The sequence below is a fragment of the Bartonella sp. DB5-6 genome, assembly GCF_000278115.1.
Taxonomy (GTDB): domain Bacteria; phylum Pseudomonadota; class Alphaproteobacteria; order Rhizobiales; family Rhizobiaceae; genus Bartonella; species Bartonella refiksaydamii.
Genome location: NZ_JH725114.1, coordinates 183,325 through 207,192 on the forward strand (window position 1 = coordinate 183,325; position 23,868 = coordinate 207,192).

19 protein-coding genes and 4 tRNA genes are annotated in these 23,868 nt (G+C 39.7%); 2 read left to right on the top strand and 21 right to left on the bottom strand.

Features of this window, described 5'->3' with window-relative positions:
• Window positions 1-28: 28 nt before the first annotated feature.
• The 11 genes from rpoB to MCO_RS00810 all read right to left on the bottom strand — a co-directional run bounded on the left by rpoB (window position 29) and on the right by MCO_RS00810 (window position 9,772).
• On the bottom strand, window positions 29-4,180 hold the full coding sequence (gene rpoB, locus MCO_RS00760) for a DNA-directed RNA polymerase subunit beta (protein WP_007551983.1): 4,152 nt from the start codon (window positions 4,178-4,180) through the stop codon (window positions 29-31).
• A 284-nt stretch (window positions 4,181-4,464) separates the two neighbouring features.
• Entirely contained in the window at window positions 4,465-4,836 is a 372-nt protein-coding gene (gene rplL, locus MCO_RS00765; protein WP_007551985.1) for a 50S ribosomal protein L7/L12, read from the bottom strand.
• 101 nt (window positions 4,837-4,937) lie between these two features.
• Entirely contained in the window at window positions 4,938-5,456 is a 519-nt protein-coding gene (rplJ, locus tag MCO_RS00770) for a 50S ribosomal protein L10 (RefSeq protein ID WP_040298520.1), read from the bottom strand.
• A gap of 369 nt (window positions 5,457-5,825) precedes the next feature.
• Window positions 5,826-6,524: a 50S ribosomal protein L1 gene (rplA, locus tag MCO_RS00775; RefSeq protein WP_007551987.1), complete on the bottom strand. Its 699-nt coding sequence runs from the start codon at window positions 6,522-6,524 to the stop codon at window positions 5,826-5,828.
• Between the two features lie 4 nt (window positions 6,525-6,528).
• Window positions 6,529-6,957, bottom strand: a complete 429-nt coding sequence (rplK, locus tag MCO_RS00780; protein ID WP_004860154.1) for a 50S ribosomal protein L11 — start codon at window positions 6,955-6,957, stop codon at window positions 6,529-6,531.
• Window positions 6,958-7,107: 150 nt separating this feature from the next.
• Window positions 7,108-7,638, bottom strand: a complete 531-nt coding sequence (nusG, locus tag MCO_RS00785) for a transcription termination/antitermination protein NusG (protein WP_007551988.1) — start codon at window positions 7,636-7,638, stop codon at window positions 7,108-7,110.
• Between the two features lie 20 nt (window positions 7,639-7,658).
• The gene (secE, locus tag MCO_RS00790) at window positions 7,659-7,871 is read right to left on the bottom strand and encodes a preprotein translocase subunit SecE (protein WP_007551990.1); all 213 of its coding nucleotides are present in this window, start codon (window positions 7,869-7,871) and stop codon (window positions 7,659-7,661) included.
• Window positions 7,872-8,080: 209 nt separating this feature from the next.
• A tRNA-Trp gene (locus MCO_RS00795) sits at window positions 8,081-8,156 on the bottom strand.
• A gap of 46 nt (window positions 8,157-8,202) precedes the next feature.
• Window positions 8,203-9,378, bottom strand: coding sequence for an elongation factor Tu (gene tuf / locus MCO_RS00800; protein ID WP_007551991.1), 1,176 nt, complete (start codon window positions 9,376-9,378; stop codon window positions 8,203-8,205).
• A gap of 206 nt (window positions 9,379-9,584) precedes the next feature.
• Window positions 9,585-9,658: transfer RNA gene (locus MCO_RS00805), tRNA-Gly, on the bottom strand.
• 30 nt (window positions 9,659-9,688) lie between these two features.
• Window positions 9,689-9,772, bottom strand: a tRNA-Tyr gene (locus tag MCO_RS00810).
• A gap of 205 nt (window positions 9,773-9,977) precedes the next feature.
• On the opposite strand from MCO_RS00810, the gene MCO_RS00815 reads away from it, so the two are divergent.
• Window positions 9,978-10,808, top strand: a complete 831-nt coding sequence (locus tag MCO_RS00815; protein ID WP_007551992.1) for an RNA methyltransferase — start codon at window positions 9,978-9,980, stop codon at window positions 10,806-10,808.
• Here MCO_RS00815 and MCO_RS00820 read toward each other — a convergent pair.
• The 6 genes from MCO_RS00820 to MCO_RS00845 all read right to left on the bottom strand — a co-directional run bounded on the left by MCO_RS00820 (window position 10,798) and on the right by MCO_RS00845 (window position 16,482).
• Window positions 10,798-11,538: a rhomboid family intramembrane serine protease gene (locus tag MCO_RS00820; protein ID WP_007551993.1), complete on the bottom strand. Its 741-nt coding sequence runs from the start codon at window positions 11,536-11,538 to the stop codon at window positions 10,798-10,800. The two genes, MCO_RS00815 and MCO_RS00820, sit on opposite strands and share 11 nt — an antisense overlap.
• Before the next feature lie 583 nt (window positions 11,539-12,121).
• The gene (locus tag MCO_RS00825) at window positions 12,122-12,547 is read right to left on the bottom strand and encodes a DUF2155 domain-containing protein (RefSeq protein ID WP_007551994.1); all 426 of its coding nucleotides are present in this window, start codon (window positions 12,545-12,547) and stop codon (window positions 12,122-12,124) included.
• Window positions 12,548-12,628: 81 nt separating this feature from the next.
• Window positions 12,629-13,027: an NADH:ubiquinone oxidoreductase subunit NDUFA12 gene (locus tag MCO_RS00830; RefSeq protein WP_007551995.1), complete on the bottom strand. Its 399-nt coding sequence runs from the start codon at window positions 13,025-13,027 to the stop codon at window positions 12,629-12,631.
• A 184-nt stretch (window positions 13,028-13,211) separates the two neighbouring features.
• Window positions 13,212-14,711 (bottom strand): Asp-tRNA(Asn)/Glu-tRNA(Gln) amidotransferase subunit GatB, encoded by a 1,500-nt coding sequence (gene gatB / locus MCO_RS00835; RefSeq protein ID WP_007551997.1) that lies wholly within the window; start codon window positions 14,709-14,711, stop codon window positions 13,212-13,214.
• Between the two features lie 126 nt (window positions 14,712-14,837).
• The gene (gene tig, locus MCO_RS00840) at window positions 14,838-16,265 is read right to left on the bottom strand and encodes a trigger factor (protein WP_007551999.1); all 1,428 of its coding nucleotides are present in this window, start codon (window positions 16,263-16,265) and stop codon (window positions 14,838-14,840) included.
• A 134-nt stretch (window positions 16,266-16,399) separates the two neighbouring features.
• Window positions 16,400-16,482, bottom strand: a tRNA-Leu gene (locus tag MCO_RS00845).
• Window positions 16,483-16,650: 168 nt separating this feature from the next.
• On the opposite strand from MCO_RS00845, the gene trmFO reads away from it, so the two are divergent.
• Window positions 16,651-18,045 carry a methylenetetrahydrofolate--tRNA-(uracil(54)-C(5))-methyltransferase (FADH(2)-oxidizing) TrmFO gene (trmFO, locus tag MCO_RS00850; protein ID WP_007552001.1) on the top strand — a complete coding sequence of 465 codons (1,395 nt, stop codon included), beginning with the start codon at window positions 16,651-16,653 and terminating at the stop codon, window positions 18,043-18,045.
• A 592-nt stretch (window positions 18,046-18,637) separates the two neighbouring features.
• Here the strand turns inward: trmFO and MCO_RS00860 are convergent.
• From MCO_RS00860 to clpP, 4 genes are all read right to left on the bottom strand, one after another.
• Window positions 18,638-18,916: an HU family DNA-binding protein gene (locus tag MCO_RS00860; protein ID WP_004860173.1), complete on the bottom strand. Its 279-nt coding sequence runs from the start codon at window positions 18,914-18,916 to the stop codon at window positions 18,638-18,640.
• 230 nt (window positions 18,917-19,146) lie between these two features.
• Entirely contained in the window at window positions 19,147-21,570 is a 2,424-nt protein-coding gene (gene lon / locus MCO_RS00865) for an endopeptidase La (protein ID WP_007552004.1), read from the bottom strand.
• Window positions 21,571-21,751: 181 nt separating this feature from the next.
• A complete protein-coding gene (gene clpX / locus MCO_RS00870; RefSeq protein WP_007552005.1) occupies window positions 21,752-23,026 on the bottom strand; it encodes an ATP-dependent Clp protease ATP-binding subunit ClpX in 1,275 nt (424 codons plus the stop codon).
• Window positions 23,027-23,211: 185 nt separating this feature from the next.
• Window positions 23,212-23,835, bottom strand: a complete 624-nt coding sequence (gene clpP, locus MCO_RS00875; RefSeq protein ID WP_007552006.1) for an ATP-dependent Clp endopeptidase proteolytic subunit ClpP — start codon at window positions 23,833-23,835, stop codon at window positions 23,212-23,214.
• Between the last annotated feature and the right edge of the window lie 33 nt (window positions 23,836-23,868).

The following is a 23,868-nucleotide window of genomic DNA, read 5'->3' on the forward strand; positions in this document are numbered from 1 at the left end:
AGCGCACTCTTTTCGCGCGCTCCCTGAATTATTGTTTTGCTGTATCAGATAACGCGCGTTGCGCAATAAGTTCACGCGCATCATCAAGTTCTACATTAAGAGCCAGTGAACGCATTTCTTTTACTAAAACATTAAAGCTTTCTGGTATCCCCGCCTCAAATGTATCATCACCGCGCACAATTGCCTCGTAAACTTTTGTTCGACCAGCTACATCATCTGATTTCACTGTCAGCATCTCTTGCAAAGTGTATGCTGCACCGTAAGCTTCAAGTGCCCAAACCTCCATTTCACCAAAACGCTGACCACCAAATTGTGCCTTACCACCTAATGGCTGCTGCGTAACAAGAGAATATGGTCCAATCGAACGCGCATGAATCTTATCATCAACTAGGTGATGCAATTTCAACATGTAAATGTAGCCCACTGTCACCGGACGATCAAAAGGCTCTCCAGTACGACCATCATAAAGCGTAACCTGCCCTGAGCTATCTAAGTCTGCATCTTCCAACATCATGTTGATATCAGCTTCATGCGCTCCATCAAAAACAGGCGTTGCAATTGAAACACCTTTCCTCATCTGCAGCGCCAATTTGTAAAGACTTTCATTATCATACTGACGTACTGATTCATTATGATTATTATCAGGCATAAGATTCTCAATGCGTTGACGCAAAGGAAGTATATCCCCAGTTTCTTGATATAACTCTACCAAATCGCCAATCTTCTTGCCCATACCAGCACATGCCCAACCAAGATGTGTCTCAAGAATTTGTCCAACATTCATACGACTAGGCACACCAAGCGGATTCAATACAATATCAACATGAGTTCCATCTTCAAGGAATGGCATATCCTCCACTGGAAGAATACGTGATACAACTCCTTTATTACCATGACGCCCCGCCATTTTGTCACCTGGTTGAATTTTGCGTTTCACAGCAACAAAAACCTTCACCATTTTCATGACACCAGGAGGCATTTCATCGCCTCTTTGAACCTTCTCAACTTTATCCATAAAGCGGCGTTGTAATGCTTCTTTTGATTCATCATATTGCTTGCGCAAAGCTTCAATTTCACTCTGAAGCTTCTCATCTTCAACAGCGAATTGCCACCATTGTGAGCGTGGATAATGACCTATTATCGTATTGTCAAGCTTCTTACTGTTCGAAAAACCTTTTGGACCTTCTATAGCAACTTTACCTATCAACATATCAGCAAGGCGCGCATAAACGTTACGATCAAGAATAGATTGTTCATCATCACGATCTTTAGCTAAACGCTCAATTTCCTCACGTTCAATTGCCATCGCACGTTCATCTTTTTCCACACCATGACGATTAAAAACACGGACCTCAACAACAGTTCCAAAAGTCCCAGGAGGCATTCGCATAGAAGTATCACGAACATCTGAAGCCTTTTCTCCAAAAATTGCACGCAGAAGCTTTTCTTCCGGCGTCATAGGACTTTCACCTTTTGGTGTAATCTTGCCAACCAGAATATCACCAGGTTGAACTTCAGCACCAATATAGATGATACCAGCCTCATCAAGATTCCTCAACGCTTCTTCTGCAACATTAGGAATATCGCGCGTAATTTCTTCAGGACCAAGCTTTGTATCACGTGCTGCAACTTCAAATTCCTCAATATGAATCGAGGTAAAAACATCATCGGCAACAATACGCTCGGATAACAAAATGGAATCTTCGTAATTATATCCATTCCAAGGCATAAAAGCCACAAGAACATTCCGACCAAGCGCTAAATCACCAAGATCTGTAGACGGACCATCTGCAATAATATCACCCTTCTCGATCCGATCGCCAACATGCACAAGAGGACGCTGATTAATACAAGTAGACTGATTGGAACGCTGAAATTTCTGTAAACGGTAAATATCAACACCAGATTTTGAAGGATCTAAGTCTTCTGTTGCACGGATAACAATACGGGTTGCATCAACTTGATCAACAATACCACCACGCTTTGCACTAACCGCTGCACCTGAATCACGAGCAACTATCGATTCCATTCCTGTACCAACAAATGGCGCTTCAGCGCGTACAAGCGGAACCGCTTGACGCTGCATGTTCGATCCCATCAACGCGCGATTCGCATCATCATTTTCCAAAAATGGAATAAGAGCTGCTGCTACCGAAACCAACTGTTTTGGTGAAACATCCATCAAATCTACATGATCGCGCGGCGCCATCAAAACTTCACCTGCATGACGACAAACAACAAATTCTTCTGTAAAGCGTCCTTCAGCATCCAATGAAGAATTGGCTTGAGCTACATAATGTTTTGATTCCTCCATAGCAGATAAATAAATAACTTCTGTTGTCACCTTACCATCAATGATTTTGCGATATGGACTTTCAATAAAACCATACTTGTTAACCCGTGCAAATGTTGCCAAGGAATTAATCAGTCCAATATTAGGACCTTCTGGCGTTTCAATCGGACAAATACGACCATAATGCGTAGGATGTACGTCACGAACTTCAAAACCCGCACGTTCACGAGTCAAACCACCTGGACCAAGAGCAGAAAGACGGCGCTTATGGGTAATCTCTGATAATGGATTGGTTTGATCCATAAACTGCGATAATTGTGAAGATCCAAAAAATTCGCGAACCGCTGCTGCCGCAGGTTTTGCGTTTATCAAGTCCTGTGGCATGACTGTATCAATTTCAACCGATGACATCCGCTCTTTTATCGCACGCTCCATACGGAGTAAACCAATGCGATACTGATTTTCCATCAATTCTCCAACCGAACGAACACGACGATTACCAAGATTATCAATATCATCAATCTCACCACGACCATCACGCAACTCAACTAACATCTTAACAACAGCAAGAATATCTTCTTGACGCAAAACGCGAACCGTATCTAAACAATCAAGATCCATGCGTAAATTCATCTTAACACGCCCAACGGCCGAAAGATCATAGCGCTCCGGATCAAAAAACAACGAATGGAACATAGCTTCTGCTGTATCCATTGTTGGTGGCTCACCTGGACGCATTACCCGATAAATATCAAACAATGCATCCTGCCGGCTCTCATTTTTATCTGCTTTTAGAGTATTACGAATATATGCCCCAATATTCATGTGATCAATATCAAGGATATCGATTTGATCCGCATTAACGTCAAACAAAATCTTTAATATTTTTTCGTCAATTTCATCACCAGCTTCAAGATAAATCTCACCTGTTTGGTAATTGACTATATCTTCCGCTAAATAGCATCCTAATAAATCATCTTCACTGACCTTAACCGCCTTGAGACCTTTTTCTGCCAAAGATTTTGCAATACGAACCGTTATCTTTTTACCAGCCTCAGCAACAACTTCACCGCTATCTGCATCTATAAGATCAGAAACGAGCTTCATCCCTTTAAAATGATCAACAGAATAAGGAATACGCCATCCGTCTCCATCTCGCTCATAAGTAATTTTATTATAAAACGTGGATAAAATATCTGATGCATCCATGCCCAACGCCATTAAAAGACTCGTAATAGGAATCTTACGCCGCCGATCAATACGCGCATAAATGATGTCCTTAGCATCAAATTCAATATCGAGCCAAGAGCCACGATAAGGAATAACGCGAGCGGCAAAAAGAAATTTTCCTGATGAATGCGATTTTCCTTTATCATGATCAAAAAAGACACCTGGAGAACGATGCATCTGCGAAACAATAACACGCTCGGTACCGTTAATAATAAAGGTACCATTCGTCGTCATTAAAGGCATGTCGCCCATATAAACGCCCTGCTCTTTAATATCTTTTATATCCTTTGAGCCAGTATCCTCATCAACATCAAAAACGATTAAACGCAATATCACCTTTAATGGTGCAGCATAAGTCAAATCACGCTGACGGCATTCTTCAACATCAAATTTTGGTAAATCAAATTCATAACCAACAAACTCGAGCATAGCTGTACCGGAAAAATCCGAAATAGGAAATACCGATTTAAAAACAGCCTGCAAACCTTCATCTGGTCGTCCACCTTTCGGTTCCTCAACCATGAGAAACTGATCGTATGACGCTTTTTGAACCTCAATAAGATTCGGCATCTCTGCCACTTCAGGAATCTTACCAAAAAATTTGCGTACGCGCTTACGACCATTGAATTGAGACATCATCGCTAGGGTCTGAGCCATCGTCGCTCCTTGATTTTTACTCTCCAAGGTAGACTAAACCTTGAAAGCTTTATGTCATTAACCTGCACATGCAGACCAGTTCACTTGATACCCAATATGAGTATCACCAATTTGCCCCACTAACTCAAGCCATCTGTTCACTTGGCTCCACAATGAGGGGGCTAAAATAAACCCTATCCCTATTACAGCTACTAGACTGTTGGGAAAAAGTTTTCACTGATCTTTTCCCTTTTTTCAGGAGACAGGAAATCGGCGAACATAAATGCTCGCCGATAAAATAAAATTTACTTAAATTCAACTTTAGCACCAGCAGCTTCAAGTTGTGCTTTAATCTTTTCTGCTTCGTCTTTAGAAGCTCCCTCTTTAATAGGTTTAGGCGCCCCTTCAACAAGATCTTTAGCCTCTTTAAGACCAAGCCCAGTAAGAGCACGAACTTCCTTAATGACATTAATTTTTTGTGCACCACCTTCAACAAGAATAACATCAAATTCTGTTTTTTCTTCAGCAGCTGGAGCAGCAGCACCAGCAACAGCAGCTACAGCTACAGGAGCAGCAGCAGAAACCCCCCATTTTTCTTCAAGCAACTTAGAAAGCTCAGCAGCTTCCAAAAGGGTGAGGTTAGAAAGGTCTTCTACGATCTTCGCTAGATCAGCCATTTTTAAATTCCTTCAATTAAAAGATTTGAACCATTATTTAACTTATTCAAAAAAACAGAAAAGCACCAAAGCTCTTCCATAAATGTGAATACCAAACAGCCTTAAGCCGCCTTATCCTCCTGAGCATATGCTCCAATGACACGCGCAACCTGACCAGCAGGTGCATTAACAACCTGTGCAATACGGGCCGCAGGAGTAGAAATCATACCTACGAGTTTTGCCCGCAACTCATTCAGTGAAGGCAATGAAGCCAATGACTTCACAGCATCTACACTTAAATTTGTTGCACCCATTGAACCGCCAAGGATGACAAATTTGTCATTGCTTTTCGCAAAATCAACAGCAACTTTCGGTGCCGTAATTGGATCTTCTGAATAAGCAATAAGTGTTTGCCCAGTAAACAAATCCACTATCGATTCAGATTCCGTGCCCTGAAGAGCGATTTTAGCAAGACGGTTTTTGGCGACTTTAACGGCACCGCCAGCTTCACCCATTTTCGAACGAAGATCATTCATTTGTGAAACTGTCAGACCGGAATAATGTGCAACAACAACAGAACCAGACTTTCGAAAAGCCTCGTTAAGCCACGTAACAAATTCGCGTTTCTCCGCTCTATTCACTTTCTCTCTCCATTTAACAGACTTGCTTAAAACAAACCTGTTGGTTACCTTTGATAACATAAGAATATCCTATGCTATCGATGAGGATCCTGTCCCCTTTTTCACGCAGAGCGATCAAAGGCAACCTTGGCTCAAACCCTTTAAGTTTTTTAACTCTCAGTTTTTACCCCCAGTCTCATGCAGGTTTTTTTTTCGATTAAGATACTCAAATAGTATCACCCACAATCTCGGACAGGATATTCCGGAATTTCTTCCGGTACAACCCAAGCTTTATAAAGCTTAGATAGCCAAATGCCGATAAAAACCGACACTGTAAATACAATCTTGATATTCACATACCCCAAAACAAAATTTTAAACCTTCTCAGATTTACTCCGAACGAACAGTCGCAGGATCCACTTTAACTCCAATCCCCATAGTCGAAGAAACTGCAACACGCTTAATATACTCACCTTTCGCACCCTGCGGCTTAGCTTTCATAACAGCACTAGCGAAAGCTGTAATATTTTCTACTATTTTTTCAACCCCAAAAGAAGCCTTACCAATACCAGCATGAACAATACCAGCTTTTTCAGCACGAAATTCAACAGCACCACCTTTAGAAGCTTTGACAGCACTAGCAACATCAAGCGTTACAGTACCAACTTTTGGATTTGGCATCAAACTTCGTGGACCAAGAATCTTACCAAGACGACCAACAAGTGGCATCATATCTGGCGTAGCAATACAACGATCAAAATCTATTGTTCCACCATTAACACTTTCAAATAAATCCTCAGCTCCCACAATATCAGCACCAGCAGCCTTAGCTTCATCTGCTTTGTCTCCACGCGCGAAAACAGCGACGCGTACATTTCGCCCAGTCCCATTAGGTAAATGAGCAACGCCTCGAACCATTTGATCTGCATGACGAGGATCAACACCTAAGTTCATTGAAATCTCAATTGTTTCATCAAACTTAGCAATCGCACGCTCTTTGACCATCGAGACGGCATCTTTTAAAGTGTAAAGTTCATTAAAATTAACATCTTTACGGATGTTTTTTACTCTCTTTGCTATTTTTCCCATAACGTTAGCCCACCACTTCTAAGCCCATAGAGCGAGCAGAACCTTCAACCATGCGCATCGCCGCCTCAATATCATTTGCGTTAAGATCCTTCATTTTTGCTTGTGCAATTGAACGAACTTTATCACGAGAGATACTCCCTACAGAAACCTTACCAGGCTCTTTCGAACCAGATTTTAAATTCGCTTCCTTCTTCAAGAAAAACGATACGGGAGGCGTCTTTAAAGAGAAAGTGAAAGACTTATCTTGATAATAAGTGATAACTACTGGAATCGGTGCCCCCTTCTCCATTTCTTGCGTAGCTGCATTAAAAGCCTTACAGAATTCCATAATATTAATACCGCGCTGCCCAAGAGCAGGACCAATCGGTGGAGATGGGGTAGCAGCTCCCGCAGGAACCTGCAACTTAAGCTGACCTATACTTTTTTTTGCCATAACAATCTGCCTTCAATTTCACTGGTAAGCTGACAATTCACCTTGTCTGCTACCCGCCGCAGTCAAGTGGTCCGGATCATCAAGCCGACAAAAGCCATAAATCACCTCCCACAAATTACTTAAAGTGATTAAAAACCACTCTAAATCTAATCAAAGTTTTTCAACCTGACCAAACTCCAAATCAACAGGCGTAGGACGCCCAAAAATCAATACCTCAACCTTAAGACGAGAACGCTCTTCTTCAACCTCTTGAACAATACCATTAAATGAAACAAAAGGACCATCAGCAACACGAACTTGCTCTCCAACCTCAAACAATACGGAAGCTTTTGGAGAGTCAACCCCCTCCTGAACCTGTTTAAGAATTTGCTCAATTTCCCGATCAGAAATGGGAACAGGACGCGCATCTGATCCCAAAAAGCCCGTCACTTTAGGAGTATTCTTAATGAGATGATAAACCTCATCCGTCAACTCAGCACAAACAAGAACGTACCCAGGAAAAAACTTTCGCTCAGCATCAACCTTACGCCCACGACGAACCTCTACAACACGCTCCGTTGGAACAAAAATCTTTTCAAATAGATGATCAAGTCCCTTTTGCTTTGCTTCCTTTTCAATAGCTTCCGCTACCTTCTTCTCAAAATTTGAATATGCTTGAACAATATACCAACGAGCAGCCACAGTCACACTTCCTTGCACTATCAACTAAAAAGATACTTTAGAAGATCAATCCCTCGCCAAACACTAAAATGCATAACCTGATCCACAATAAAAAAGAAAGCTGAGGCCAATGCAGTTACCAATAATACCATAACAGTAGAAATCACTGTCTCACGACGCGTAGGCCACTTTACTTTAACTGTTTCTGCATAAACCTGTTTTAAAAAGGTAATTGGATTGGGTTTAGATGTCATCAGTCACACTATATACTTTCTAACCTTATTATGATTTATACGATATAAATAAATATAACAAAAAATGCAAAAAACCAATCTTCAGCCTTATGCAGCTTCCTCATTCTCTAATCAATACCGATTCATACACAAAAAAACAAGCCCTATGCAAAAAAAAGCGAAAAAGGCAGGAAAACTCACCTCCTCACAGTTGAAATCTCATCCTCCCTTGGCAGGGGCAGCAGGACTTGAACCCGCGACCTGCGGTTTTGGAGACCGCCGCTCTACCAACTGAGCTATACCCCTAACTCTCAAAATTAAAATATCTTCAACAACCCTTAGTAACTATTATTTATTCAATGATCTTAGAAACGATTCCTGCACCGACAGTACGACCGCCTTCACGAATAGCAAAACGAAGCTTCTCTTCCATGGCAATTGGAACAATCAAAGAAACATCCATCGCAACATTATCACCAGGCATAACCATTTCTGTTCCTTCTGGAAGCGTAACAATCCCCGTAACATCCGTTGTACGGAAGTAAAATTGAGGACGATAATTCGTGAAAAATGGAGTATGACGTCCACCTTCATCTTTCGTCAAAATATAAGCTTCTGCTTTAAAGCGCGTATGAGGCGTAACTGAACCAGGCTTCGCCAGAACTTGTCCACGCTCAATCCCTTCACGATCAACCCCGCGAAGCAATGCGCCAATATTGTCACCAGCTTGCCCTTGATCTAAAAGCTTGCGGAACATTTCAACACCTGTAACCGTCGTCTTAGATGTCGGACGAATACCTATAATCTCAATTTCCTCACCAACTTTAATGACACCACGCTCAACACGACCAGTAACAACCGTACCACGTCCCGAAATCGAAAAAACATCTTCAATCGGCATCAAAAATGGCTGATCAACTGGACGCTCAGGTGTTGGTATATAATTATCAACTTCACTCATCAGAAGACGAACCGCATCTTCACCAATGCTTTTATCTTTATCTTCAAGAGCTGCCAGCGCTGAACCTTTAACGACTGGTATATCATCCCCTGGAAAATCATATTTTGACAAAAGCTCACGTACTTCAAGCTCAACAAGCTCCAAAAGTTCAGCATCATCAACCTGATCAACCTTATTGAGAAAAACAACAATCGCTGGGACACCAACCTGACGTGCGAGCAAAATATGTTCACGCGTTTGAGGCATCGGACCATCAGCAGCAGAAACAACCAAAATTGCTCCATCCATCTGTGCCGCTCCCGTGATCATGTTTTTTACATAATCTGCGTGACCAGGGCAATCAACATGAGCATAGTGTCGTTTCTCTGTTTCATATTCAACATGCGCTGTAGAAATGGTAATTCCACGTGCACGCTCTTCTGGTGCCGCATCAATTTGGTCATACGCTTTAAATTCACCAAAATATTTCGTAATTGCTGCTGTTAACGAGGTCTTCCCATGATCAACGTGACCAATCGTTCCAATGTTAACATGCGGCTTCGTACGTTCAAATTTGCTCTTTGCCATGCCATCAATCTCTTGTCTTGTTCTCTTATTTCTCTTGTCTTGTTCTCTTATTTTATTAGTACCTAGAAGTAGGACTATAGAACCGAATTAAGCCGAACGGCTACATCAGCCCGACTATTACAACTCTTAAAGACGGTAAAACCCGCCCACTTCATGATGGAGATATCCTTCCATCATACTCACTAGCCCAATCACCAACAACTGTTTGGAGCGGGTAGCGGGAATCGAACCCGCATATTCAGCTTGGAAGGCTGCTGCTCTACCATTGAGCTATACCCGCATTACCACGCGCCAACTCTCCTTCGATGAATGGTGGAGGGGGTTGGATTCGAACCAACGTAGCATACGCAACGGATTTACAGTCCGCCCCCTTTAACCACTCGGGCACCCCTCCATTACATCGGCAAAGTCGCGCGACAAGGCATCACTCCAACCAAACTTTGATCACCTATTCAATCAAATTGGCTGCGAGGCGGTTATGCCGATTACTGTCCTATCTGTCAACAGAATAAACACGATTCTGTACAAATTTTCTGCTAATAATTTTAAATTACAGCTTTTTTCTATCCATTTCTGCTGTTAACAGCTATAAAGAAACCATGAAAGAAAAAATATCGCAAAATTCTCATTATGCTCGTTTACGTCGCCGATATCGCGATATAAAAGGACTTTCTTCTCGTTCTGCTACATACCTGAAAAAGGAAGCTTCTCCCTTGCAGCAAGGGACAATTCGTCTTTATGGTATCCATGCAGTTCATGCTGCTTTAAAAAACCCAAAAAGAGTTTTTGACCGTCTTTATGTTACACCAAACGCCTTAAAACGATTAAATATACCCGAATCAGATTTACCTTGTTCTGTTACATTATGCACCCCCAAACAACTCGATGCGCTGGTGGGAAGTGATGCAGTTCACCAAGGCGTTGTTTTGGAAACTACCCCCCTCAAGCCATGCCAATTGTCCGAATTAACGAATACTGATCTTGTCATTGTAATGGATCAAATTACCGATCCACATAATGTGGGCGCTATTATGCGCTCTGCAGTTGCGTTTAAAGCTGAAGCTCTTATCACCACATGTCGCCACTCCCCACAAGAAAGCGGTGTTCTTGCTAAAGCCGCCTCCGGAGCGTTGGAGTTGATTAATTATATTACTGTACGAAACCTTGCCGAAACACTCCACGAACTTCATAAAGCAGGTTTTGTCAGCTTTGGACTCGATTCAGAAGGTGAATATCCTCTAGAAGCAGCACTAACAGGAAAGAAAATTGCCCTTATTTTAGGAGCAGAAGGGAAAGGCTTACGTAAAAAAACACGTGAAACCGTTTGCGCATTAACACGCCTTGATATGCCCGGAAATATCAAATCATTAAATGTTTCAAACGCAGCCACAATAGCACTTTACGCGGCACATAAATATCTTAGATCTTAGTTTTTAACTTTTTTCGCGAAATATCAAAAAAACCAATCAACAAAAAGCCTGAAAAAAAACCACCAATATGAGCCTCCCATGCTATTGAAATACCATCGCCCTCAAAGAAAAAAGATGAAATACCTACAATGAAATCAACACTCAGCAATATACTCAGGTAAACAAGCACACTTCTTGAACACAGCGCTTTTTTAATAGGTAACAAAGGACCTAAAAATCTTTCTTTCTGCAGATTGCCTCCTAAATAGTCCCGAAGAAAACCGTAACGTGCAATAGCGCCCATCATTCCAGACACCGCACCTGACGCACCGACAAGTGATATTGCACTCTCTTGATGAAATAGAAAATAAGTCAACACAGCTATGATTGCTGTTAATATCCAAAAAATTAAAAAACAAAAACTACCAATCTGTCTTACCAAAGGAGACCCAAAAACCAAAAGCCAAGCCATGTTAATAGCAACATGTTTAAAACTACTATGCATGAACGAATAACTAATAATAGTATAACAAAATACTAACGGTTCAGCCTTAAATAACATTGGTGTAAATGCAAACAAATCAAGACTTTTAATGTAGAATTGATGAAAAAAAAGATAGTGAGAAACAAAATAAATACAAAAACAAAGTGCTATCAAAATAACTATAATAAATGGAACATTCAGTAATGGTTCTTTAGGTTTTTCTAGAAAAAACGATACATTATTATATTGGTTTTTGGCATCTCTCATTGTATAAAATCTCATATTTTCTATGGAATTGATATTGTTTGCACACAACAAATATATCAATTTTGATAATCAAAGAATATTTAAACTTGACGTTTATTCAGTTCCTCTTGCTAGTTCCAAATATCTCTATATGAAAACATTTATTTCTTGTAAAAAATATTAAAAAGAATGAATATTAAGAACATCATTCATAAAATTGTCGCATCATACTAAATATAAATTGAAATTTCTATTGTATAGGACATAGTTTTGATTATTAATCCGCTTAACATGCTACTCAATAAAAAAGGAAAGATTTGATAACCATGAAAACAAAACTCTATAAATTCATTTGTATTTTCTCTATAGACGAGTGACATTTTATAATTTAGCAATTTGATAGCAAATACTTTTATAAAAAGCATTATAATTGAAAACAAAATAGATAGCTTACTTCTTAAATACATAAGTCAAAATATCAACAAGCACTCACTTTCAGCACCTAAGCGCTCTCTTTTCAAAAGCTGTATTAAGCGACTAAAGAAGAATTATAAGATAAACAAAAGCAACGAATTAGTTCCAAGACATCACTCTATATAAAATATCATTGAAGGGGCAGATTCTGAGAAGCCTGTTTACAGTCTTTTAACCAAACGTCATAGATAGGATGCTCTACAGCACTCAAACCAGGGCTATCTGCAAACATCCATCCTGTAAAAATACGCCGTACTCTTTTATCTAATGTCACCTCATTGACTTCAATAAAACCAGTCGTACGGGTTGGTTCGTTCTTGGAGCTCGTATAACACGCGCGCGGCGTCACCTGTAAAGCACCGTATCGATAAACCTCCCCCAGAGAAACTTCAAAACGCGTGGTCCGGCCGGTAATTTTATCAAGACCTGCAAAAACAGCAATTCCATTGCTCATGCGTTCGGCCTGCACTCCATAAACACATAACAAGACCACTACAACTCCCATGAAATAAACACAAAAAAAACGTCCTAATCCTAATAGTAAAAAAGTTCTCATTACATCAAATCAACCGCATCTAAAAAATCTGTTTATAAAGTAGCGCAAATGAGAAAAAATACACGCACGCATTAAAATATTTTATTGTTTAGGCGACCATGCATCATAATCTTCATGCACACAAGGGCGCTTGCCACTGTAAGTAATCGCTCCTTTTGGGCGATAAGCCTTACTTGTCCCAGTCATATTTGCAATATGAGGCTTTTCCCATTTATATGGGCAATAATCCTCCTGAGGGGGAGGATTATCACAACGATGATGAATCCAACCATGCCAACCTGGTGGAATACTCGAAGCTTCAGAATAATCTTTATAAATGACCCAACGGCGCAGATAACCATCCTTATGAGTGCCCCCTTCATAATAAACATTCCCAAACTGATCTTCTCCCACACGTTTACCTTTACGCCACGTAAAAAAGCGCGTGCTTATAGTATTACCATTCCACCATGTAAAGATTTGCTTTAAAAAAACAGCCATCTTTTAATCCATTCCTTTAGTATACTTAGAAAGTTAATCCTTGGAGTAAACTTGTCATAATATTTGAAATTATTAAAAATAAAATTCTACCGATAAAACCACCCACGATTTCATTTGATAGTCCCATTTATATTCCTTAACATAGGAGGATCATATTTATGGATCTCCCTCTACTCCATAAAACTTAATCTATGCCAAGTTTCATCTTAACCAACTCATTAACAGTTTGAGGATTTGCTTTTCCACCTGTTGTTTTCATGACTTGTCCAACAAACCAACCAGCTAAAGCAGGTTTTTGTTTTGCTTGCATAACTTTATCAGAATTATTGGCAACGATCTCATCAACAGCTTTCTCTATAGCCTTTATGTCTGTTACCTGCTTCATATTGCGCTCTTCTACAATCTGACGTGGATTCCCACCTTCATTCCAAATAATTTCAAAGAGATCCTTAGCAATTTTTCCAGAAATAGTCCCTTCTTTGATAAGATCAATAATTCCTCCTAATTGATCTGGTGATACAGGCGTCTCTTCAATCTCACGATTATCTTTATTTAAAGCGCCTAAAAGATCATTAATCACCCAATTGGCAACTGTTTTTCCATCACGCCCATGTGCTACTTTTTCAAAATAGTCAGCAATGGCTCTTTCTGTCACAAGAATAGAGGCATCATATGCTGTCAATCCCATCTCCCTGATAAAACGTGCTTTTATATCATCAGGTAATTCAGGTAATTCAGCGGACAAAGCATCCACAAATGCTTGATCCAATTCCAACGGCAAAAGATCAGGATCAGGAAAATAACGATAATCATGCGCTTCTTCCTTTGAACGCATAGACCGCGTTTCACCTTTGGCAGCATCAAAAAGCCGAGTTTCTTGATCTATGACACCACCATCTTCTAAAATCGCAATTTGACGACGCGCCTCATATTCAATCGCTTGACCAATAAAACGAATGGAATTAACATTTTTTATCTCACAGCGCGTTCCAAAACTTTCACCAGGGCGACGAACTGATACGTTAACATCTGCACGCATAGAACCTTCATCCATATTTCCATCGCAAGTCCCCAAATAACGGACAATTGTACGCAATTTTGTCATATAGGCTTTGGCTTCATCTGATGAACGCATATCTGGTTTAGAAACAATTTCCATAAGAGCTACACCAGAACGATTAAGATCCACAAAAGTCATTGTTGGATGCTGATCATGCAATGATTTTCCTGCATCCTGCTCAAGATGTAACCTTTCAATCCCAACTTCAATGTCCTCAAACTGGCCATTCGAATCTGGACCAACAGATATGATAATCCTCCCCTCTCCTACAATCGGATAATGGAATTGAGAAATTTGATACCCCTGCGGTAAGTCTGGATAAAAATAATTCTTACGATCAAAAACAGATCTCAGATTAATATGAGCCTTTAATCCCAAACCAGTTCGAACTGCTTGACGAACACATTCTCGATTAAGAACAGGCAACATACCAGGCATCGCTGCATCAATAAGCGATACATGATTGTTCGGCTCAGCACCAAATTTGGTTGACGCACCTGAAAAAAGTTTTGAATTTGATATGATTTGCGCATGAACCTCCATACCAATGACGACTTCCCAATCACCTGTAATTCCAGAAATGAAACGTTTAGAATCAGGAGTGCGCGTATCAACGATGTCCATTACCAATCCACTATCAATGTTTTCCAAACCTGATGGCTAATATAAAACCATTCTCAGTGCAAGCCTAGAATAGAAATCTTATAAAACAAGCCCGACTTTATCGGGCTTGTTCTTTTAGGATAAATATTAACCTTTTTTAGGTGTCTTTTTCTTAGATGGAACTTTCTCTACAGCTTTTTCTTTCACTGCAGATTTTTTCTTCTCTGGCTCTTTTTCTGTTAAATCTGTTTCGTCATATTCCTTCATTAGCTCTTCAACTGTCACTTCTTTATCTGTGATTTTTATCTTAGCCAGCAAATGATCAATGACTTTTTCTTCAAAAATTGGAGCGCGTAAATTTGCAACAGCTTCTGGAGTCTTACGGAAAAAGTCCATAATTTCTTTTTCTTGTCCAGGATACTGACGCACCTGATCAAAAACTGCTGCTTTTAGTTCATCTTCACCTACTTTAACACCAACCTTCATGCCAATTTCAGAAAGTACCAAACCAAGACGGACACGACGCCGTGCAAGCACGCGATATTCCTCCCGTGCCAACTCCTCTGTAACCCCTTCATCTTCAAAGCTGCGACCAGCCTTTTTTAAATCGTCATTAACCTGAGCCCATATATTGTTAAATTCAATTTCTAAAAGCCCTTCAGGAATCTCAAAATTATAATCAGCATCTAAAGCATCAAGAATTTGACGCTTAATTTTTTGACGTGTCATTAATCCATATTGACTTTCAATTTGCCCGCGAACAACTTCACGTAAGCGGTCCAGAGATTCTAAACCAACTTTTTGTGCAGCTTCATCATCAATTTTTAGCTCGTCCGGTTTAGAGATAGCCTTAACAGTAATATCAAATTCTGCATCCCGACCTGCCAAATGTGCTGCATTGTAATTATCAGGAAATTTAACAGAAATTGTCTTCGTATCACCTGCTTTCACGCCAACCAATTGCTCCTCAAAACCAGGAACAAATTGCTTTGATCCAAGAATCAGTTGCGCATCACTTTCTGTCCCACCCTCAAATGGCTCACCCCCAAGCTTTCCTAGATAATCTATTGTAACACGATCACCTTCTTCCGAAAGACCTTCTTTTAGTGAATAACTACGCGTGGAAGAAAGGACACGCTTTACTTGATCATCAATCTCTTGTTCAGGAATAGCCGCAATCTCACGAGTAACTTCAATATGTTCGAAATCTTTAATTTCAAATTTTGGCAAAACTTCATACTTTAAACTAAAAACAAAATCAGCTTTGCCATCCAGAACTTGTTCATCCTCATTTATATCAATTTGCGGCTGCATCGCTGAACGTTCATTACGGTCAGCTAAAATAGAATGGGGGGCATCACTGATAATCTCATTGAGAATTTCCGCCATAAAAGACTTGCCGTACATTTTTCGTAGGTATCCAGCAGGTACTTTACCAGGACGAAAACCATTAAGCTTGATCTTACCCTTGGTATCATCCAACCGTTCATTCAATTTTTTTTCTAAATCTCTCGCCGGAACCACGATCTTAATTTCGCGCTTCAGTCCTTCATTAAGCGTCTCGGTAACCTGCATTAAACAACCTTCATTTTCCTGAGGAGCGGGATAATCCCACTCTGATAATAACTACATTCTAACACTTGAGTGTTAAATCACCATAAAGCGAAACTCTGAGCACATAAACACCTATAGTGCTCAAAAAAAACCTTTGGTGCGGATGGAGGGACTCGAACCCCCACGGTCTCCCGCCAGAACCTAAATCTGGTGCGTCTACCAATTTCGCCACATCCGCTCAAACTTATAAACCTGTAACCTTACATAAGCGGCGTTTCTATACCATTAATTAAAGAAAAAAAGCAAACAAATATATTAAAAATATCCAAATACACCTCATTCTTAATAAATTGCAAAAATAAAATCTATCCTTTTCATACAGAGCAGCTTCCGCTAAAAGCAGATTATGTTAAATACATTCAACACTCCAATCCATATCATCGGCGGTGGTCTTGCAGGCAGTGAAGCAAGTTGGCAAATTGCACAATCAGGAATCCCCGTTATTTTGCATGAAATGCGCCCCCAAAAAAAATCTGATGCCCATAAAACAGATATGCTTGCAGAACTGGTCTGCTCAAATTCATTTCGTTCTGATGATTCTTCAACAAATGCCATAGGACTTTTACATACCGAAATGCGACTAGCAAAATCGCTGATTATGAAAGCTGCTGACGCCAATAAAGTACCAGCAGGCAGCGCTCTTGCTGTTGACCGCGATGAATTTTCAAAAACCATCACAACAGCGCTTGAAGATCATCCCCTTATAACAATAAAACGTGAAGAGATTCAAGAGCTTCCTGAGGATTGGAATCATATTATTATTGCAACTGGCCCCCTCACCTCACCAGCACTTGCTCAAGCTATACAAGCAATAACCGGAACAGAAGCTCTTTCTTTTTTTGATGCTATCGCGCCTATTGTCCATACCGATAGTATCGATTTGGACATTTGTTGGTATCAGTCTCGCTATGATAAAATTGGACCTGAGGGGACAGGAAAGGATTACCTTAATTGCCCCCTTGATAAAGAACAGTATAAAGCATTCGTTCACGAATTAAAAAATGCAGAAAAAATAGAGCTCCGTGACTTTGAAAAAACACCCTATTTTGATGGATGCTTGCCAATCGAAATTATGGCTGAACGCGGAATTGAAACTCTCAGACACGGTCCTATGAAACCTATGGGGTTAACCAATATCCATAATCCCACGATTAAACCATATGCTGTCGTTCAATTACGCCAAGACAATAAACTTGGAACCCTTTATAATATGGTCGGCTTTCAAACAAAGCTAAAATATGGAGAACAAGTTCGTATTTTTAGAATGATCCCCGGACTTGAAAAAGCGGAATTCGCACGTCTTGGTGGGCTTCACCGCAATACTTACCTCAACTCACCAGTCATTCTTGATCAAACCCTTCGTTTAAAACAAAGACCAAAATTGCGTTTTGCGGGGCAAATTACGGGATGTGAAGGTTATGTAGAATCATCCGCGATGGGGCTTCTCGCTGGGCGTTTTGCTGCCGCTGAGTATAACCATAACTGCCCTCTTCTACCGCCCCCAACCACAGCATTGGGAGCTCTTTTAAACCATATTACAGGCGGACACATTGTCGTGCAAGAAACAGAAAGATATTCCTTTCAACCGATGAATATCAATTTTGGACTTTTCCCACCTATCGTTTCTCTTAAGTACTCAGGAAAACGTCTGCCAAGCAAAGAAAAAAAGATAGCAAAAAAACAAGCTATAACTGCTAGAGCCTTGGATGATTGTATTCAGTGGTTAAAATATGGAAAATAAAATGGCTCTTAGATCGATTTTTGTTTCTGTTCTCCATGAAAGATTCGACAAGATAACCTTAAGACTTGTTAATCAAGCTGATTATCTGGACCAATAAATACCAATCTACGGCCGATCATTTAATATTAGAGTGTAACGTTTGCAGTAAAGTTTGCATTTTTTGCGGTATAATAATGGTTATAAAAAAAGATTCCAAATGTGCTTCAATCATCAAAAAGTAATCATGACACAAGTAAGAAAGATAACGTGATATACTCATATGCCCACCTAATATGGATACCCAATCACTGCTATAGAGAGATCTTTTGCTATACCAAAACACCATCTCCCTCAGCTTGAAAAAAGCTACAAGTACTCTTCCCTACATCACTGCCTGTATCCAAATATTTTATATGAAATGCAACACAAGCATATTTTATGCACATATCATCTCACATATTTCCCGAAAATATCCTCAAAAGTACGTACACTATTTGAAAAAACACATGATTTGACGCAAACACTTGCTAAAAACTTTACGTAGAAAGCATGCACACAATATCTTTGAAAAAACCCGCTTATAGATAAACCGGGTTTTTTTATGTGGAACAAATTATTTTTTATTAACAGCTTCTTTGAGAGTTTTCCCTGCAGAAAATTTGGGCACAGAACGCGCTGGAATATTTATTTCAGCACCCGTTGAAGGATTACGCCCCTTTGTAGCAGCACGATGAGAAACTTCAAAAGAACCAAAGCCTGGAAGACGAACATCTCCTCCTGAAGCCAAAGCCTCTGTTACAGAAGCAATAAAAGCATCAACAACAGAGCCAGCTTGCGCTTTCGAAACACCTGCCTTTTCAGCAACGGAGCTAACCAATTCACTTTTGTTCATAAAACATTTCCTTTCCCTATATTACCAGATAACACAATTTAATCGTGTTGTCGGTTAGTTTATTGAAAAGTACAGCAAACAGAAGTCTTATTTTCATCCAAAACATTGTTTTTTTAGCAATAATCATAGTTATTCACGGAATTTTTTACTTTTTTTCAAAATAAACAAAAAAATAACCACGAAAATGCATTCTGTTGCTTTGAAAATGCAATTATAAATAAGACAATGAATCAGTGCGCTATCTGTATTCCTTCACTATCGTTCTCTGTCCTGATAGGTACAGGCACGGTGGAAGGTTCTGTCCATTCAATAGGTTCAGGAAAACGAACTAAAGCATGCTTAAGAACTTCACTCACATGATTTACTGGAATAATTTCCATATTATTTTTGACGTCATCAGGAATATCAATCAAATCTTTTGCGTTTTCTTCAGGAATAAGTACCTTTTTTATACCTCCTCGAAGCGCTGCCAATAATTTTTCTTTCAATCCACCAATCGGTAAAACACGTCCACGTAAAGTAATTTCGCCGGTCATTGCAATATCTTTATGTACTGCTATTCCTGTTAGCACTGAAACAATTGCCGTCACCATTGCAATCCCAGCTGATGGTCCATCTTTTGGTGTCGCACCCTCTGGAACATGAACATGAATATCACGTTTATCAAAAAGCGGGGGTTCAATACCAAAATCAACAGCACGAAAACGTACATAAGATGCTGCCGCTGAAATTGATTCTTTCATAATATCGCGCAAATTGCCAGTTACAGTCATTTTACCTTTACCTGACATCATAACCCCTTCAATGGTCAATAGCTCTCCACCAACCTCCGTCCACGCAAGCCCAGTAACAACACCAATTTGATTTTCTCCCTCAATCTGATTGTAGTGGTAACGCTTAACACCCAAAAAATCATTAATATTATCTTCTGTAATCTTTACAGATTTTTGATGTGTTTTAAGAATTTTTGTAACTGATTTACGTGCAATCTTCATTAATTCACGCTCAAGGTTACGCACTCCTGCTTCACGTGTATAAAATTGGATAATAGACTTTATAGCACCATCAGAAACGCTGAACTCTTTTTTAGACAAACAGTGATCTTTTAATGCTTTTGGTAAAAGGTGGTGCTTAACAATCTCCATTTTTTCACATTCAGTATAGCCAGCGATACGAATAATTTCCATTCTATCCATTAAGGGGCTTGGAATATTAAGCGTATTGGCAGTGGTAATAAACATTACATCAGAAAGGTCATATTCGACTTCTAAATAGTGATCAATAAATGTACCATTTTGTTCAGGATCAAGTACTTCCAATAAAGCTGACGAAGGATCCCCACGAAAATCTTGCCCCATTTTGTCAATTTCATCAAGTAAGAAAAGTGGATTAGATTTTTTAGATTTTTTCATAGACTGAATAATTTTTCCAGGCATAGAACCAATATATGTCCGGCGGTGTCCACGAATTTCTGCTTCATCCCGCACCCCTCCTAATGAAATGCGAACATATTCACGCCCCGTTGCTTTTGCAATAGAGCGGGCTAGTGATGTTTTTCCCACACCAGGAGGGCCCAGCAAGCAAATAATTGGACCTTTTATCTTTGATGCTCGACTTTGTACTGCTAAATATTCAACAATTCGTTCCTTAACTTTTTCCAGACCAAAATGCTCATTATTCATGACTCTTTCAGCAAAGTCCAAATTGTTTTTAATCTTCGACTTTTTTCCCCAAGGTATTGCTAACAACCAATCAAGATAGTTACGTACAACTGTCGCCTCTGCTGACATGGGGGACATATTCCGTAATTTTCTCAATTCTGCCCCAGCCTTTTCATGTGCTTCCTTTGAAAGTTTTGTCTTCTTGATACGTTCTTCCAATTCAGAGAGCTCATCGCGGCTATCCTCACCCGCTCCTAATTCTTTCTGAATAGCCTTCATCTGCTCATTGAGATAATATTCCCTTTGGTTTTTTTCCATTTGCCGTTTGACATGCGAACGGATACGCTTTTCAACCTGCAAAACAGAAATTTCTCCTTCCATGAAAGAAAGAACACGTTCAAGACGATTGCGTACAGGTAATAGCTCTAATATTTCCTGCTTTTCTGAAAGTTTAATCATCAAATGGGAAGCAATAGTGTCGGCAAGTTTAGAAGGATTATCAATCTGACCAATAGCATTAATAACTTCAGGAGAAATTTTTTTATTAAGTTTTACATAGTTTTCAAAATAAGAAATCACCGATCTTGAAAGAGCTTCAGTCTCAACACCATTCTCTCTAGGCTCTTCTGTAACAGTTACACAAGCCTGATGATAATCTTCACTCGCAACAAATTGACTCATTTTTGCACGCGCGGTACCTTCAACCAAAACCTTCACAGTTCCATCAGGAAGCTTTAAAAGTTGAAGAATATTGGCAAGCGTACCTATGTCATAAATATCTTCTGATTTTGGATCATCATCAGAAGCATTTTTTTGTGTAACCAAAAGTATCTGTTTATCAACCGCCATCGTTTCTTCAAGAGCACGAATTGATTTTTCGCGGCCCACAAAAAGTGGAACAATCATATGCGGGAAGACAACAATATCACGAAGAGGTAAAACAGCATAAAATCCCTCTCTTACTTCATCTGTTTTTTCACCAATATATTGCATAACTTTCCTTTCTGGAACTTATGATCTATCCATTACACAAGCCCACCTTTAGAAGAAACTTCGGCATCCCATAATACATGAAGTGGTAACTGCGAGCGTATAAATCAAGAATCATGACTATAATATATAGGAACATTCATCCTCACATGGTGTTCATTACCACTTCTCATATCTCAAAACATCATGCCGATACATTTTCTTTATCTTCTGCACGTTCTGAATAAATGTAAAGAGGACGCGCTTTTTCATCAGCAACATCACTCGAAATGACTACTTTTTGAACACCTTCAAGAGCAGGAAGCTCAAACATCGTTTCAAGAAGTATCTTCTCCATAATAGAACGCAAACCACGCGCACCGGTTTTACGCTCAATCGCCTTCTTAGCTATAACACGTAAAGCATCTTCATGAAATGCCAACTCAACATTTTCCATCTCAAAAAGACGCTGATATTGTTTCACCAACGCATTTTTGGGTTGTGATAAAATTTTAACAAGAGCGTTAACATCTAAATCTTCTAAGGTAGCTACAATAGGAAGACGGCCAATAAATTCTGGTATCAAACCAAACTTTATAAGATCTTCAGGCTCTAAATCACGAAAAATTTCACCAACACAACGCTCATCAGGTGCTTTAACAGTAGCAGAAAAACCAATAGAAGTTTTTTCACCACGTCCTGAAATAATCCGCTCTAAACCTGCAAAAGCACCTCCACAAATGAATAAAATATTTGTTGTATCAACCTGAAGAAACTCTTGTTGCGGGTGCTTGCGCCCACCTTGAGGGGGAACAGAAGCAATTGTTCCTTCCATAATTTTTAATAACGCCTGCTGCACACCTTCCCCTGAAACATCTCTTGTAATAGAAGGATTGTCAGCTTTACGAGAAATTTTATCAACCTCATCAATATAGACAATGCCACGCTGTGCACGTTCAACATTATAATCAGCAGCTTGAAGAAGCTTTAGAATAATATTTTCAACATCTTCACCTACATATCCTGCTTCAGTCAAAGTAGTCGCATCAGCCATCGTAAAAGGTACATCGATAATACGTGCCAATGTTTGTGCGAGATAAGTTTTACCGCACCCCGTTGGACCAACAAGAAGAATATTCGATTTTGCTAACTCAATATCACTGCTCTTAGACTGATGCGCAAGTCGCTTGTAATGATTATGAACAGCAACAGAAAGAACACGCTTTGCATGTTGCTGACCAATAACGTAATCATCAAGAACTGTTATAATTTCCTGGGGAGTGGGAACACCATCACGTGCCTTAATCCCAGAAGATTTATTTTCTTCACGAATAATATCCATGCAAAGCTCTACGCATTCATCACAAATGAATACAGTAGGCCCCGCGATGAGTTTACGCACCTCATGCTGACTTTTGCCGCAGAACGAGCAATAGAGAGTATTTTTTGATTCGCTCCCACTATTGCCAATTTTGCTCATTTCTCTTTCCTTTCACCACGCTATACGAATACTTTGTCTTTTCAAAGGAAGTTTTCCATAACGAAAACTAAAAGACATATAAAAAAACCGCGTGTCATAAATACTCTTTAGGTGTTTTTCCGCTATTTTCGTGATATTTTTATAAAACTCTCTCTTTAAAGTAGCTCTTTTTTCTATAAAAACTCTTAATCTTTTTCAGTTTCTGCACGATATTGTATAACATCATCAACTAGGCCAAATTGCTTGGACTCTTCCGCTGTCATAAAATGATCACGATCAAGAGTTCTCTCAATAACTTCATAATCCTGACCTGTATGCTGAACATAAATTTCATTTAAACGCTGTTTCATCTTTATAATATCTTGTGCATGCCGTTCAATATCTGAAGCCTGACCTTGAAAACCGCCAGATGGTTGATGCACCATAATACGTGCATTCGGCAATGTAAAACGGTGACCTTTCGCTCCAGCCGTTAAAAGTAAAGACCCCATAGACGCAGCTTGCCCCATACAAAGCGTAGAAACAGGAGGGCGAATAAACTGCATAGTATCATAAATTGCCATACCAGATGTCACAACACCACCAGGTGAATTAATATAAAGACTAATTTCTTTCTTAGGATTTTCGGCTTCCAAGAAGAGCAATTGCGCACAAACAAGCATTGCCATACCATCTTCAACCGGACCATTAATAAAAATAATCCGCTCCTTTAAAAGACGGGAAAAAATATCATAAGCCCGCTCCCCACGATTAGTTTGTTCAATAACCATAGGCACAAGGCTTAATGCTGTTTTCATTAGATCACTCATGTTTTTACTTTCCGTTCATATAACAATCGCTCT